Source organism: Actinomycetospora chibensis (assembly GCF_028737215.1).
Taxonomy (GTDB): Bacteria; Actinomycetota; Actinomycetes; order Mycobacteriales; family Pseudonocardiaceae; genus Actinomycetospora; species Actinomycetospora chibensis.
The window spans coordinates 177,820-191,239 of record NZ_JAQZAM010000004.1 but is presented as its reverse complement, the minus strand read 5'-3'; the positions used below and the strand labels follow the sequence as shown (position 1 = coordinate 191,239).

General features: G+C 75.3%; 16 protein-coding genes. 6 read left to right on the top strand and 10 right to left on the bottom strand.

What is annotated here, in order from left to right:
- Positions 1–56: 56 nt before the first annotated feature.
- Both folP and PH189_RS07745 read left to right on the top strand, forming a co-directional pair.
- On the top strand, positions 57–914 hold the full coding sequence (gene folP, locus PH189_RS07750; RefSeq protein WP_274188360.1) for a dihydropteroate synthase: 858 nt from the start codon (positions 57–59) through the stop codon (positions 912–914).
- The gene (locus PH189_RS07745; RefSeq protein WP_274188188.1) at positions 914–1,663 is read left to right on the top strand and encodes a dihydrofolate reductase family protein; all 750 of its coding nucleotides are present in this window, start codon (positions 914–916) and stop codon (positions 1,661–1,663) included. The genes folP and PH189_RS07745 overlap by 1 nt, the downstream gene beginning before the upstream one ends.
- Here PH189_RS07745 and PH189_RS07740 read toward each other — a convergent pair.
- Together PH189_RS07740 and PH189_RS07735 are read right to left on the bottom strand one after the other, a co-directional pair.
- Positions 1,651–2,214, bottom strand: a complete 564-nt coding sequence (locus PH189_RS07740; protein WP_274188187.1) for an LOG family protein — start codon at positions 2,212–2,214, stop codon at positions 1,651–1,653. The two genes, PH189_RS07745 and PH189_RS07740, sit on opposite strands and share 13 nt — an antisense overlap.
- Positions 2,211–2,990, bottom strand: a complete 780-nt coding sequence (locus PH189_RS07735) for an LOG family protein (protein ID WP_274188186.1) — start codon at positions 2,988–2,990, stop codon at positions 2,211–2,213. Before PH189_RS07735 ends, PH189_RS07740 begins: the two co-directional genes overlap by 4 nt.
- A 134-nt stretch (positions 2,991–3,124) precedes the next feature.
- Here PH189_RS07735 and wrbA point away from each other — a divergent pair, with 134 nt between their 5' ends.
- Positions 3,125–3,757: an NAD(P)H:quinone oxidoreductase gene (wrbA, locus tag PH189_RS07730; RefSeq protein WP_274188185.1), complete on the top strand. Its 633-nt coding sequence runs from the start codon at positions 3,125–3,127 to the stop codon at positions 3,755–3,757.
- A gap of 99 nt (positions 3,758–3,856) precedes the next feature.
- Here wrbA and dapE read toward each other — a convergent pair whose 3' ends face one another.
- Together dapE and PH189_RS07720 are read right to left on the bottom strand one after the other, a co-directional pair.
- Positions 3,857–4,936 carry a succinyl-diaminopimelate desuccinylase gene (dapE, locus tag PH189_RS07725; RefSeq protein ID WP_274188184.1) on the bottom strand — a complete coding sequence of 360 codons (1,080 nt, stop codon included), beginning with the start codon at positions 4,934–4,936 and terminating at the stop codon, positions 3,857–3,859.
- Between the two features lie 11 nt (positions 4,937–4,947).
- Entirely contained in the window at positions 4,948–5,625 is a 678-nt protein-coding gene (locus PH189_RS07720; RefSeq protein WP_274188183.1) for a DUF1275 family protein, read from the bottom strand.
- Between the two features lie 20 nt (positions 5,626–5,645).
- Here PH189_RS07720 and dapD point away from each other — a divergent pair, with 20 nt between their 5' ends.
- From dapD to PH189_RS07705, 3 genes are read left to right on the top strand one after another with little or no spacing between them, the layout of a single operon-like run.
- Complete coding sequence (gene dapD, locus PH189_RS07715) at positions 5,646–6,632, top strand: 2,3,4,5-tetrahydropyridine-2,6-dicarboxylate N-succinyltransferase (protein WP_274188182.1); 987 nt, start codon at positions 5,646–5,648, stop codon at positions 6,630–6,632.
- 20 nt (positions 6,633–6,652) lie between these two features.
- Positions 6,653–7,135: a cation:proton antiporter regulatory subunit gene (locus PH189_RS07710; RefSeq protein ID WP_274188181.1), complete on the top strand. Its 483-nt coding sequence runs from the start codon at positions 6,653–6,655 to the stop codon at positions 7,133–7,135.
- Between the two features lie 9 nt (positions 7,136–7,144).
- Positions 7,145–8,323, top strand: a complete 1,179-nt coding sequence (locus PH189_RS07705; protein ID WP_274188180.1) for a cation:proton antiporter — start codon at positions 7,145–7,147, stop codon at positions 8,321–8,323.
- Positions 8,324–8,336: 13 nt separating this feature from the next.
- Here PH189_RS07705 and PH189_RS07700 read toward each other — a convergent pair whose 3' ends face one another.
- From PH189_RS07700 to mshB, 6 genes are all read right to left on the bottom strand, one after another.
- Positions 8,337–9,527, bottom strand: coding sequence for an MFS transporter (locus PH189_RS07700; protein WP_274188179.1), 1,191 nt, complete (start codon positions 9,525–9,527; stop codon positions 8,337–8,339).
- A 7-nt stretch (positions 9,528–9,534) separates the two neighbouring features.
- Positions 9,535–10,641, bottom strand: a complete 1,107-nt coding sequence (gene dapC, locus PH189_RS07695; protein ID WP_274188359.1) for a succinyldiaminopimelate transaminase — start codon at positions 10,639–10,641, stop codon at positions 9,535–9,537.
- A gap of 26 nt (positions 10,642–10,667) precedes the next feature.
- Positions 10,668–10,988, bottom strand: a complete 321-nt coding sequence (gene fdxA, locus PH189_RS07690; RefSeq protein WP_274188178.1) for a ferredoxin — start codon at positions 10,986–10,988, stop codon at positions 10,668–10,670.
- A 203-nt stretch (positions 10,989–11,191) separates the two neighbouring features.
- On the bottom strand, positions 11,192–12,022 hold the full coding sequence (locus PH189_RS07685) for a hypothetical protein (protein WP_274188177.1): 831 nt from the start codon (positions 12,020–12,022) through the stop codon (positions 11,192–11,194).
- A 29-nt stretch (positions 12,023–12,051) separates the two neighbouring features.
- A complete protein-coding gene (locus PH189_RS07680; RefSeq protein ID WP_274188176.1) occupies positions 12,052–12,555 on the bottom strand; it encodes a hypothetical protein in 504 nt (167 codons plus the stop codon).
- Positions 12,552–13,415, bottom strand: coding sequence for an N-acetyl-1-D-myo-inositol-2-amino-2-deoxy-alpha-D-glucopyranoside deacetylase (gene mshB, locus PH189_RS07675; RefSeq protein ID WP_337994137.1), 864 nt, complete (start codon positions 13,413–13,415; stop codon positions 12,552–12,554). Before mshB ends, PH189_RS07680 begins: the two co-directional genes overlap by 4 nt.
- Between the last annotated feature and the right edge of the window lie 5 nt (positions 13,416–13,420).

The window sequence follows — 13,420 nt, the reverse complement described above, 5'->3', positions numbered from 1 at the left end:
GTGGGGACGGTGTCCGGGTCGTGAACGTCGTGGCCGGGCCGTCCGCACCGACGCAGATGGTGATCCGCGGCCGGCGTCTGAGCCGGGACCGCGCCCTGATCATGGCGATCGTCAACCGCACCCCGGATTCGTTCTACGACAACGGCGCCACGTGGTCACCGGAGGCGGCGCAGGCCGCCATCGAGGACGCCGTCGCCGCCGGCGCGGACGTCGTGGACCTCGGCGGTGTCCCCGCGAGCCCCGGTCAGGACGTCTCCGTCGCGGAGGAGCTCGACCGGGTGGTGCCCACCCTGCGCTGGGCCCGGGAGCGGTTCCCCGACCTCGTGATCAGCATAGACACCTACCGCGCCGAGGTCGCCGACGCGTGCCTCGCCGCCGGCGCCGACCTGGTCAACGACAGCTGGGCGGGCTGGGATCCGGAGATCCTGGCCGCCACCGCCACCCACGGGGCCGGGTACGTGTGCGCCCACACCGGAGGCCTGACGCCGCGCACCGACCCGGTGCGGCCCACCTACACCGACGTCGTCGCCTCGGTCATCGACGACACCACGGCTCTCGCCGAGCGCGCGATCGCCGCCGGGGTCCCCGCCGAGGGCATCCTGCTCGACCCGACCATCGACTTCGGGAAGAACACCCTGCAGAGCCTCGAGGTCCTGCGCGGCCTGCCGCGGCTCATCGCCACCGGGACGCCCGTCCTGCTCGCGATGTCGAACAAGGGGGTCGTCGGCGAGACGCTCGACGTGCCCCTCGACGGCCGGCTGACCGGCACGCTCGCCGCCACGGCCCTGGCCGCGCAGGCGGGGGTGGCCATGGTGCGGGTGCACCAGGTGGAGGAGACCCGCCAGACGCTGGAGATGGTGGCGAGCATCGCCGGGCACCGGCCGCCGTCCCGCGCCGAGCGCTGGATGAGCTGATGCAGCAGGTCTGGCCGCTGCCCGCGCGGGATCTCGACGAGGCCGCGCTCGAGGAGCTCTACACGTACCCGGCCGGCGACGAGGACAGGGACCACTGGCTCGCGGTCAACTTCGTCAGCTCCCTCGACGGCGGCATCGAGGTCGAGGGGACGTCCGCCGGGCTGTCCACCCCGGCGGACCGACGGGTGTTCGCGCTCGGGCACGACCTGGCCGACGTGGTCCTGCTCGGGGCGGGGACGGCCGTCGCCGAGGACTACCCGGGGCTGCGGCCCGACGCCACGACCACCGCGCGCCGCGAGCGCCACGGGCTGTCGCCCGTCGCGCCGCTCGCCCTCGTCACGTCGGGGGCGTCGCTGCCCGCCGACGCCACGAGCGTCACCGACGTCGAAGTCCCCTCGATCGTGATCACCTGCGCGAGCGCCCCCGAGGACCGGCGGCGCGCCTGGCAGGACGCGGGCGCCCACGTCGTGCTGGCCGGTGAGGAGGAGGTGGACCTCGCCGACGCGGTCGCGCAGCTCGCGGACGCGGGCCTGCGGCGCATCGACTGCGAGGGCGGGCCCGGGCTCGTCGGCAGCCTGCTCGCCCGCGGCCTCGTCGACGAGATCCGGCTGAGCATCGCCCCGCTGGCCGTGGCGGGCCGGGCGGCGCGGGTGGCGTCCGGCCCGGCGGCGCTGAGCCCCCCGGCGGCGTTCGAGGTCGCGTCGCTGCTGGTCGACGACAGCACGCTGCTGGTCCGCTACGTGCGCTGAACGGCTCCGAGGGCGTCGAGCGCGTCGCCGACCGTGCTCGTCCGCACCACGCCCGCCATGCCGCGCTCCGAGACGTAGCCGGTGCCGCGCAGGCCGTCGAGCCAGGCGAACAGGGGGTCGTAGTGGCCGTCGGGATCGAGCACGACGACGGGCTTGTCGTGCATCCGCAGCGACCGCGAGGTCCACGCCTCGAAGAGCTCCTCGAGCGTCCCGAGCCCGCCGGGCAGGGCGAGGACCGCGTCGCTGCGCGCGTCCATCTCGCCCTTGCGGGTGCGCATGTCGCTGACGACCACCAGGTCGTCGGCCTCGTCGTCGGCGACCTCGTGGGCCACGAGGGCCTCGGGGATGACGCCGACGGTGCGGGCGCCGCCCTCGCGCGCGGCCTGGGCCACCGCGCCCATCATCGACACCCGCCCGCCGCCCGAGACCAGGCTCCAGCCCCGCGCGGCGATCGCCGTGCCGACCTCGGCGGCGAGCGCGACGGCAGCCTCGGGTACCGGCCCGGAGGCGCAGAACACGCAGACGGCGAGCGTCCCGGACCCGTCGCTCAAGAACCCACCGCCTCGCGGAAGCCCTCCTCGACGATGGTCACGACCTCGTCGATGTCGTCGGTGAGGTGGATGAGGTCGACGTCGCGCTGGCTGATGGTGCCGGCGGCCAGCGCCGGGCCGGCGAGCCACTCGACCAGCCCGCCCCAGTAGTCGCGTCCGAGCAGGACGACCGGGAAGCGGGTGACCTTGCCGGTCTGCACGAGCACGAGCGCCTCGAACAGCTCGTCGAGCGTGCCGAAGCCGCCCGGCAGGCAGACGAAGGCCTGCGCGTACTTGACGAACATCGTCTTGCGGGCGAAGAAGTAGCGGAACCCGACGCCGAGGTCGACCCAGGGGTTCAGACCCTGCTCGAACGGCAGCTCGATGCCCAGGCCGACGGACAGGCCACCCGCTTCGGAGGCCCCGCGGTTGGCCGCCTCCATGACACCCGGCCCCCCGCCGGTGATCACCGCATAGCCCGCCTGCGCCAGCGCCGCGCCCAGCTCGACCCCGCGGAGGTACTCGGGGTGGTCGGTCGTCGTGCGCGCGGAGCCGAAGACCGTCACCGCCCGCGGGATCTCGGCGAGCACGCTGAAGCCCTCGACGAACTCGGCCTGGATGCGCTGGAGGCGCCAGGCGTCGGAGTGCACCCAGTCGACCGGCCCGCGGGAGTCGAGCAGGCGCTGGTCGGTGGTCGACGACAGGCGCGCCGGGTCCCGGTGCTCGGATCGGCGGCGGTCGATGGTGGTCGGGCGCGGGGCCGTGGCATCCCGGCCGGCCGGGTCGTCGTGGAGCATGCCGACGAGCCTAGGAGCACCCCACGAACGGGGCCGGTCCGTGGGGTGACGGCCGGCACGACGGCTCCGGTTTCGCACGGGACGGGGCGTGGCACCCGAAGTTGAATCGACAACTACTGCTCTGGAGGCTCCCCATGGCCACGGTCACCCCGAAGGTCGCGATCATCTACTACAGCTCCACCGGCACGATCCACGCGATGGCCCAGGACTACGCGAAGGGCCTGGAGAACGCAGGTGCCGAGGTCCGGATCCGCAAGGTGCACGAGCTGGCGCCGCCCGAGGCGATCGCCGCGAACGAGGCCTGGGCGCAGCACGCCGAGGCGACGCAGGACGTCCCCGAGGCCACGGCCGACGACGTGCTCTGGGCCGACGCCGTCGTGTTCGGCACGCCGACGCGCTACGGCAACGTCACCGCGCAGCTCAAGCAGTTCATCGACACCCTCGGCCCGCAGTGGGCGCAGGGCCAGCTCGCCGACAAGGTCTACTCCGGGTTCACCTCGACCTCGACCGCCCACGGCGGCCAGGAGTCGACGCTGCTCGCGCTCTACAACACGATCCACCACTTCGGCGGCATCCTCGTGACTCCGGGCTACACCGACCCGATCCAGTTCACCACCGGGAACCCCTACGGCCCGTCGCACGTCGACGGCCAGGGCTCGATCCCGATCTCGGACGACACGCGCCAGGCCACGCAGTACGCCGGCCAGCGCGTCGCAACCGTCACACGGCAGATCGTCGCCGGGCGCGGCGAGGTCGCGGCGATCTGACCGTCCCCGGCGGGCGACCCGCTCGCGCCGTTCCGGCGAGAGGCACCGTTCGCCGCTCTATCCGGCTGAAGGTGCCCTTCGCGCGCTTCCGGCGCAGGGTCAGGCGCGGGTCAGGTACCCGCGCAGGACGTCGCACGCGGCGGTGACGGCCTCGACCGGCACCGACTCCTCGCGGGTGTGCGCGAGGTTCGGGTCGCCGGGGCCGAAGTTCAGCGCCGGAATGCCGAGCGCGGCGAAGCGGGCGACGTCGGTCCAGCCGTACTTGGCCACCGGCGTCGTCCCCGTCGCCGCGACGAAGTCCGCCGCAGCCGGCGCGGCGAGGCCGGGCAGCGCGCCCGCGGCGGCGTCGGTCTCGACGAGGTCGAAGCCGTCGAGCACTCCGGCCACGTGCTCGCGGGCGTCGTCGAGCGACCGGTCGGGGGCGAAGCGGAAGTTGACCGTCACCTCGCACGCGTCGGGCACGACGTTGCCGGCGACGCCGCCCGCGATCCGGACCGCCTGCAGGCCCTCGCGGTAGCGGCACCCGTCGATGTCGACGTCACGCGCGGTGTAGTCCGCCAGGCGGGCCAGCACCGGGGCCGCAGCGTGGATCGCGTTCTCGCCCAGCCACGAGCGCGCCGAGTGCGCGCGCCGGCCGGTGGTCCTCACGACGACCCGCAGCGTGCCCTGGCACCCCGCCTCGACCTGCCCGGACGTGGGCTCGCCGAGCAGCGCGAGGTCGGCGTCGAGCCAGTCGCGGTGCTCGCGCTCGAGCCGGCCGAGCCCGTTGCGCGCCGACTCGATCTCCTCGCAGTCGTAGAGCACGAGCGTGACGTCGTGCGCGGGCTCGCGGACGGCGGCGGCGAGGTGGGTCATCACCGCGACCCCGGACTTCATGTCACTCGTCCCGCAGCCGTACAGCGTCCCGCCCTCGCGCCGCGACGGCACGTTGTCGGCGATCGGCACCGTGTCCAGGTGCCCCGCCAGCAGCACCCGCCGCGCCCGGCCCAGGCGCGTGCGCGCCAGCACCGCGTCCCCGGAGCGCAGGATCTCGAGGTGGGGCGCCTGGACCGCCAGCGCCGCCTGGACCGCGTCGGCCAGGGCCCGCTCGTCGCCGGACACGCTCGGCACGTCGACGAGGGCCGCGGTCAGCGTGACGGGGTCGGCGAGCAGGTCGAGGGTCACGGGTGGGGCGCTCACGACCCGCGAGGCTAACCGGGTGTGCGGTCTGCTGTGCGAGGTACGTGCGCCGGCCGTCCCAGCACGGCGAGCGCCGCGACCACGAGGAGCACGGCGAGCACCGGCACCGACCAGCGCAGGACGCCGAGCAGCACCGCGGCCACCGTCGCCCCCACGACCAGCGCGACGAGCTGACGCAACCCCGCCACCCGGCGCCGCGAGCCGCCCGTGACGAGAGCGACCGTCGCCCCGGTGAGCGTGCCGGTCAGGTAGGTCGTCGACTCCCCGAGCCGCAACGCCGTGCTGCTCTGCGCGCCCATCGCGAGCGCGGCGACGCCCAGCAGCACGATCATCGTCGCCACCTGCGGCGCCGTCCCGGTCACGATCCAGGCGACGGCGAGCGCGGCGAGCAGGACGAGCTCGGCGAGCAGCGGCCGCGCGACGGCGGCGGGCCGGCGACGCCAGGCGAAGGCCCAGGCCGCCGCGCCGAGGGCGAACCCGAGCACCGCGACCAACGGCGGCCACAGGTCCGCCGCGTCACCCCGCCCGGCAGCGCCGCCGACGGTGACGAGGTTGCCCGTGACGACGCCCGCGAACGGGCCGCCGAGGCTCGTGACGGCCCAGAGGTCGACGGCGCCGGAGGCACCGGCGAGCAGCGTCGTCGCGGTGGCGACCCGGGCCACCCCGCGCTCGGTACCGGCGTCAGCCACGCCCGATAGCCTGGCGGACGATGAGCACCCCCGCCGCCCCGCGTTCCTCCCGTGCCGTCGGCGTCGGCCTCGCCACCGTGGCCGCCGACGGCACCGTCCTCGACACCTGGTACCCGCTGCCCGAGCTCTCGGACGCGGCCGACGGGATGGCCGAGGAGCCGGGCACGGTCCTGGTGCCGGCCGGCGATCTCGAGCCGTCCCTGGTCGAGGCGCTGGGCAGCGACGAGGCCCGCGGCGTCGAGGTGGTCGCCGTGCGCACCGTCGCGGACCTCACCGGCCCGCCGGCCTCGGCCTACGACGTCTACCTGCGGCTGCACCTGATCTCCCACCGGCTCGTGCCGCCGCACGGCGTCGACCTCACCGGGATCTTCGGCCACCTCGCGAACGTCGTCTGGACCAACCACGGCCCGTGCCCGGTGCCGGAGTTCGAGCGGGTGCGCGCGCGGTTGCGCGCCCGCGGCCCGGTCACCGTCTACGCGGTCGACAAGTTCCCACGCATGGTCGACTACGTCATCCCCTCCGGCGTGCGCATCGGCGACGCCGACCGCGTGCGCCTCGGCGCGCACCTCGCGTCCGGCACCACGGTCATGCACGAGGGCTTCGTCAACTTCAACGCCGGCACGCTGGGCGCCTCGATGGTCGAGGGACGCATCTCCGGCGGCGTCGTCGTCGGCGACGGCTCCGACGTCGGCGGTGGTGCGTCGATCATGGGGACGCTGTCCGGGGGCGGCAAGGAGGTCATCTCGATCGGCGAGCGCTGCCTGCTCGGCGCCAACGCCGGCATCGGGATCTCGCTCGGTGACGACTGCGTCGTCGAGGCGGGCCTCTACGTCACCGCCGGGACCCGCGTGACCCTCGAGGACGGCGGGGTGGTCAAGGCCGCCGAGCTCTCCGGGCGCTCGGGGCTGCTGCTGCGCCGCGACTCGGTCACCGGCGCGGTGCACGCCCTGCCGCGCACCCAGGGCGCGAAGGTGGAGCTGAACGCCGCGCTCCACGCGAACGATTAGGCCGACGTAACCTGACGATCGTGGACGTCGAGGTCACCCGTCTGCCCGGGATCGGCACCAAGCAGGAGTTCGCGACGACGTCGGGGCGCCGCATCGGGGTGCTGACCCACCGCGACGGGCACCGCGAGCTGCTGGTGTCCGGGCGCGAGGACCCGGACTCCTGCAGCGCCTCGGTGGGGCTCACCGACGCCGAGGGCCAGGCCCTGGGCACACTGCTCGGCGCGCCGAACCTCGTCGCGCAGCTGCAGGACCAGCAGCGCGAGGTCGAGGGCATCATGACCGCGCAGTTCCCGATCGGCGCAGGGTCGCCCTACGACGGCCGCACGCTGGGCGACACCGCCATGCGGACCCGCACCAGCACGTCGATCGTGGCCGTGATCCGCGACCACGTCGTGTCGCCGTCCCCGGGGCCGGAGTTCGTGTTCCGCGCGGGCGACCTGGTGGTCGTCGTCGGCACCGGTGAGGGTCTCGGCCGGGCCGCCGCGATCCTCGAGGACGGCTGACCTCCACCCGTGCACACGACCGCCCTCTCGCTCATCGAGCTGGGCGCGCTCTTCTTCGGGCTCGGCATCCTCGGTCGCGTGGCCGGGCGCATCGGCATCTCGCCGGTGCCGCTCTACCTGCTCGGCGGGCTCGCGTTCGGTGTGGGCGGCGTCCTGCCCCTCGAGGGCATCGAGCCGTTCACGGGCGTGGCGAGCGAGGTCGGGGTCGTCCTCCTGCTCCTGCTCCTCGGTCTCGAGTACTCCGCCTCCGACCTGGTCGGCGGCCTGCAGCGGTCCTGGCTGGCCGGGATCGTCGACATGGTCCTCAACGCCGCACCGGGCGCGATCACGGCGCTGATCCTCGGCTGGGGTCCCCTCGGTGCGCTCGCGATGGCCGGCGTGACGTGGGTGTCGTCGTCCGGGATCGTCGCGAAGGTCCTCGAGGATCTGGGCCGGCTGGGCAACCGGGAGACCCCGGCGGTGCTCTCCGTGCTGGTCATGGAGGACCTGGCGATGGCCCTCTACCTGCCGATCACGACCGCCGCGCTCGCCGCGCTCGGCCTGGTCGCCGGGCTGCGCACGGTCGCGATCGCCGTCGGCCTGCTGATCGTCGTGCTCGTCGTCGCGCTGCGGTTCGGGCGGGCGGTGTCGGCGGTGGTCGAGTCGCCGTCCTCCGAGGTCTTCCTGCTCCGCGTGCTCGGCATCGCCCTGCTCGTCGCCGGCATCGCCTCGCAGCTGCAGGTCTCCGCGGGCGTCGGGGCGTTCCTCCTCGGTATCGCGATCTCCGAGGACACCGCCGAGAACGCGACGCGGGTGCTCGCCCCGCTGCGCGACCTGTTCGCCGCGATCTTCTTCGTGGTGTTCGGCCTGAACACCGACCCGCGCCAGATCCCCGCCGTCCTGCCGGCCGCGATCGTGCTCGCGATCGTGTCGACGGCGACGAAGCTCGGCGCCGGCTGGTTCGCGGCGCACCAGATCGGGGTCGGGCGCCTCGGCCGATGGCGAGCGGGGGCCGCGCTCGTCGCGCGCGGGGAGTTCTCGATCGTCATCGCCGGGCTGGCGCTGGCCAGCGGGACCGTCGACCCCGGCCTGGCCCCCCTGGCCACCACCTACGTACTGCTCATGGCGATCCTCGGGCCGATCGCGGCCCGGGTCGTCGAGCCGGTGCACGCCCGGCTCACCCGCCCACTGCGGCCGTCGACCTCGTAGCCACGGGGGCCGGTCAGGTGTAGGTGACCCGGCGCGGTCCGAGGCGCACCACCGCGACGCCCTGGACCACGACGCCCGCGGCGATGACGCCCAGGGCCGCGCGGAAGCCGGCGAGGTCGATGAGCACACCCATCACGGGTGGGGCGACGGCGGCGAGGAGGTAGGCCGAGCCGAGGGTCAGCGCCGACACCGACGCCGAGGTGGCCCCGTCCGGCGTGCGCCACGCGACCACGGCGAGACCGAGCGGGAACCCCGCGCCCACGGCGACCGAGGCGAGGACGACCCACACCCAGGGCCCGACGACGGGCAGCACCGGGGTGACGAGGGTCCCGGTGACGCCGATCGCCGCGCAGGCCACGCAGAAGGCCGCCCACGGCGCCCAGGCGCGGCGCCGCTCCGCGGCCAGCGGCACCAGCAGGGCGGCGGGGATCTGCACGACGTTCCACACCGAGAGCAGCACCGCCGCGCGGGCCGGCGAGAACCCCTGCGCCTCGTAGAAGGGGGCGAGCCAGGTCAGCCACCCGTAGAACTGCACCGACGACATCGCCTGGAACAGCACCGCGAGCCGGGCGAAACGGTTGCGCCACGGCAGCCGCACCGGCGCCGCCGCGGGGATGTCGTGGAGGCGCCGGGTCGCCGGCCACCACACGACGAGGGCGAGCACGGCCGGCACCGTCCACGCCGCCAGCGCCCACCACCAGCCGCCGAGCGCGTCCTGCAGGGGCAGCGCGGTGAGCGAGGCGACCGTCGCCCCGCCCATCATCGACACCGTGTACAGGCCGGTGGCGGCGCCGGCCCGCTCGGGCAGGTGGTCGCGGACGACGCCGGTGATGGCCACCCCGACGACACCGATGCCGAGCCCGATCGCGAGGCTGCCGACGACCAGGGTCACGGCCGCCGGCACCCCGTGGGTCGCCGTGCCGAGCGCGATCGCCGCGATGCCCAGGGCCGCAGCCTGCTCGCGGCCGACGCGCCGCGCGAGGGTCGGCGCGGCGAAGGACCCGGCGCCCATCATCAGGATCGTCGCGGCCTGCACGAGCCCCGCGAACCCGGCGGAGAGCCCGAGGTCGGCGCGGATCGTCTCCAGCAGCGGCGGGTAGACCGAGAGCGCTGCTCGCAGGTTGACGCCCAGCGCCAGGACCGCGAGGAGGACGACGACCGGGCGGACGGCGGGTCGGGTCCCGGTCAGCGGGGTGTCCGTCACGACGGGATCACCCCGCCAGGCGCTCCGCGGCCGCGGCGATGCGCTCGTCGGAGGCGGTGAGGGCCACGCGGACGTGCGCCCCGCCGGCGGGGCCGTAGAACTCGCCGGGGGCCACGAGGATGCCGCGCCCGGCGAGGCGGTCGACGGTGGCGCGGCAGGGCTCGTCCGCGGTGGCCCACAGGTACAGGCCCGCCCGGGAGTGCTCGACGCGCAGGCCGGCGGCCTCGAGCGCGGGGCGCAGGACGTCGCGGCGGGCGTCGTAGCGCGCGCGGGTCGCGGCGACGTGCTCGTCGTCGCGCAGCGCGACCGTCATCGCCTCCTGGACGGGGCGCGGCACGATCATCCCGGCGTGCTTGCGCACCTGGAGCAGGCCGGCCACGAGGTGGGGGTCGCCGAGCACGAGCCCGGCGCGGTAGCCCGCGAGGTTCGACGTCTTCGACAGCGAGTGGACCGCGAGCAGGCCCCCGACGCTGCCACCGTGCACGACCGGGTCCAGCACGGACGTCGTGACGACACCGCGCCCGGGCAGGGCGAGGTAGCACTCGTCGGACGCCACCACCGCGCCCAGGCCTCGGGCCTCCTCGACGCGCGCGGCCAGCGCGCCGGCCTCGAGGACACGGCCCGTGGGATTCGACGGCGAGTTCAGCCAGACCAGCCGCGTGCTCTCGGGCAGTGGTTCGTCGTCACCGACCCGTGCCGGCTCCGCGCCGGCGAGCTGCGCACCGACCTCGTAGGTGGGATACGCGAGGTCCGGGAAGGCGACCATGTCGCCGGGCCCCAGGCCGAGCAGTGTCGGGAGCCAGGCCACCAGCTCCTTCGAGCCGATCGTGGGCAGCACGGCGTCCGGGTCGAGACCCTCGCGGTCGGAGAGCCCTGCGCCGTGGCGGCGGGCCAGCGCGTCGACGGCCGCCTCCCGCAGGGCAGGGGTGCCCCACGTCTGCGGGTAGCCCGGGGAGTTCCACGCGGCGCCGAGGGCCTCGCCGATCGCCGTCGGCACCGGATCGACCGGCGTCCCGACCGACAGGTCCACCACGCCGTCGGGGTGACTGCGGGCCACGGCCGCCGCCGCGGTCAGGCTGTCCCACGGAAAGTCCGGCAGCGCGGGGAAACGCACCCCCACGCCGACGGACCCCCTCGGGCTCACTCCCCCTGCGGCGGGAGCGCGGGCACGGGGCCCACGTCACGGTCGACCTTGCCGACCTTGGAGGCACCGCCCGGCGACCCCAGCTCGTCGAAGAAGTCGACGTTCGCCTGCGTGTAGACCGACCACTGGTCCGGGACGTCGTCCTCGTAGTAGATGGCCTCGACCGGGCAGACCGGTTCGCACGCCCCGCAGTCGACGCACTCGTCGGGGTGGATGTACATCATCCGGCCCCCTTCGTAGATGCAGTCGACAGGGCATTCCTCGATGCAACCCTTGTCGAGCACGTCGACACACGGTTCTGCGATCACGTACGTCACGTCTGCTCCTGCTCCTCACTCGCGTCGTCCGGCACGCCCCGGCCCTCGCGTGGTGATGTCACGCGGAGCCCACGGGGGACGCCTGCGGCGAGTATTCCGGTCGCCGCCGCCCCACGCCCGTGCGGGGAGGGTCCGATTGGTCCTTCGGGCCGTGTCGGCCGCCACACCCCCCACCGTCCCGCGACGTGCGGCGCTGTCCACCGTCACCGTCGTCCCTGTTCACGGGCGACCCAGCGCGCTGCGGCGCGGGCCGCGCGCTTGAGCCCCGAACGCTCGCTGCGGTAGCTCCCGACGGCGCCCACGACGGGCACGTTGGCCAGCGTCCGCCAGGCCCGGTTGCCCTTGGGGCGACGGTCGAGCTCGGACTGCAGGCCCCACAGCGTCGTCCCCATCCGCCACACCGCCCGGGCGAGGGCCGAGAGTCGGCCCCGCTCCTCCTTCTCCTCCCCCACCGTGCCGCTGAGCTCGCCTGCCTCGCGCTCGACGTCGGCCGAGTGGGGGTCGCCGTGGCGGGAGGGGTCGACGTCGCGCCCGAACAGCACCGACGCCAGGAGCCGCACCTGCTCGTCGCGGCCGTTCAGCCCGTGCTCACCGGCGATCGCGCAGATCACCAGGCCCTGCGCGGCGATGCCGAGGATGTCCGAGACCGGCAGCCGGCGGGCCAGCGCGCCCCCGATCCCGGGGATGGAGGCGACGACGGAGGTGAAGCGCCCGACCCGCGACACCCACCAGTCGTCGCGCTCCTCGGGGCTCATCGTCTGCCAGCGCGGGGTGCCGGGGAGCTTGGAGGTGGCGAGCCGGTCGAGCGCCCGGGCGCGTCCGGTGCGCACGACCCGTGCGGCCTGCCCCCGGCGGCTGGTCGGCGCCTCCTCGGGGGTTCGACCGCCGCTCTCCTGCAGTTCGAGGGCGCGGCGGCGGGCGAGGCGTCCGAGCCGGAACGGGTCGGCGTCACGCAGGCCCCGCAGGACGGGGCCGGTGGCGGCCACGAAGGGGCGCAGGACGCGGACGACGTGGTCGTCCGGGATGGCGGGCATGGCCGGTCGGTTCCCGACCGCCGCGCCGCTCAACCGTCTCCGGGCCCGTGTCTCACGGGTCCGGGGGCGGGCGGGAGGGGGTCGTACCGGCCCGGACGGCGCATCCCGACGACCAGCGCGGGCAGGACACCGGCGGCGAGGAGCAGGATCGCGCGCCAGTCCGGCGGGAGCACCCCCGCCCCCGCCGGGCTCCACAGCCCGGCGCCGACGATCGTGAGCGTCCACGTCCCCAGCGGGGCGAACAGGGCGGCCGACCGGGGCATCGCGGCGTCGGCGGCGAGCACGAGCAGCGGCGTCGTCACCGCCGCGACCAGCGCGGACAGCGGCAGCGGGAACCCGGTGGCCTCGGTGCGCACCGTCAGCCACGCCATCTCGGTCCAGGCGAGCAGGATCGCGTCGACGGCGAGGATCACCACCACGACCACGGCGAGCACCGGGCGGCGCCGGGGCCCGCCGGTGGTGGAGCGAGGGACGCCCTCGCTGCTCCCGGCGCGGTCGGGGACGCCCTCGCTGCTCTCGTCGGGCGCGGTCACCGAGGCGGGAGCAGGGCGTCGAGGCCGCCCGCCGGGCCCCGGAGGTGCACGAAGCACTCGGTCGGCAGGACGGGCTGGGCGAGGTCGTTGGACAGCGCGTAGGCCGGCGGCTCGCGGCCGTCGTCGTGGACCGCGATCTGGGTGGCGTGGGCCCGCAGGGCGGCGAGCTTGGCCACGCGTGCGGCGCCCAGCGCGATCCGGGTGGTGATCGTCGCGTCCGGCACCGTCGGCAGGTCCTCCACCGGCGGCACGGGCAGCGGCAGCCACGCCCGCCGGCGCAGGGCGGCGAGGCCGGCGTCGACCTCGTCGTGCGCCGCCGCGGTCGCCTCCACCGCAATCCGCGCGGCGTCCGGGTCGACGGCCGCGACCGCCGCCGCCGTCACCTCGTGGGCGCGGACGTGGTCGGGGTGGCCGTAGCCGCCGCCCTCGTCGTAGGTGATCACCACGGTGGGCTCGACCTCGCGCAGGACCGCGACCAGCGCCTCGACCTGCGCCCCGAACGCCTCGGGGGCGGCGAAGGCGCCGGCGTCGATCGTCGCGGGCGCGGCGGCGCGGATGCCCGCACCCGCGAGCACCATGCCCGAGTCGTGCCACGGTCCGACCCCGGTCCCGTCGCCGCCGAGCCAGCGGTGGTCGGTGACGCCCAGCGCGGCGCAGGCCCGGGCGAGCTCGCCCTCGCGGTACTCGCCGAGCGCGTCGCCGGTGAGGTGGCGGAGCCCGGGCGGGATCACCTCGCCGAGCTCGCCGCGGTTGCAGGTCACGAGGGTCACCGGCACCCCGGCACCGACCGCGAGCGCCATCAACCCGCCGCAGGTGATCGTCTCGTCGTCCGGGTGGGCGTGGACGAGCAGCAGGCTCACGCCCG

What these genes read in the sequence shown, in the direction of transcription:
- PH189_RS07745 (WP_274188188.1), top strand. Translation starts at nt 914, where the DNA reads ATGCAGCAGGTCTGGCCGCTGCCCGCGCGGGATCTCGACGAGGCCGCG.
- wrbA (WP_274188185.1), top strand. Translation starts at nt 3,125, where the DNA reads ATGGCCACGGTCACCCCGAAGGTCGCGATCATCTACTACAGCTCCACC.
- folP (WP_274188360.1), top strand. Translation starts at nt 57, where the DNA reads ATGGTGATCCGCGGCCGGCGTCTGAGCCGGGACCGCGCCCTGATCATG.
- dapD (WP_274188182.1), top strand. Translation starts at nt 5,646, where the DNA reads ATGAGCACCCCCGCCGCCCCGCGTTCCTCCCGTGCCGTCGGCGTCGGC.
- PH189_RS07685 (WP_274188177.1), bottom strand. Translation starts at nt 12,022, where the DNA reads ATGCCCGCCATCCCGGACGACCACGTCGTCCGCGTCCTGCGCCCCTTC.
- PH189_RS07735 (WP_274188186.1), bottom strand. Translation starts at nt 2,990, where the DNA reads ATGCTCCACGACGACCCGGCCGGCCGGGATGCCACGGCCCCGCGCCCG.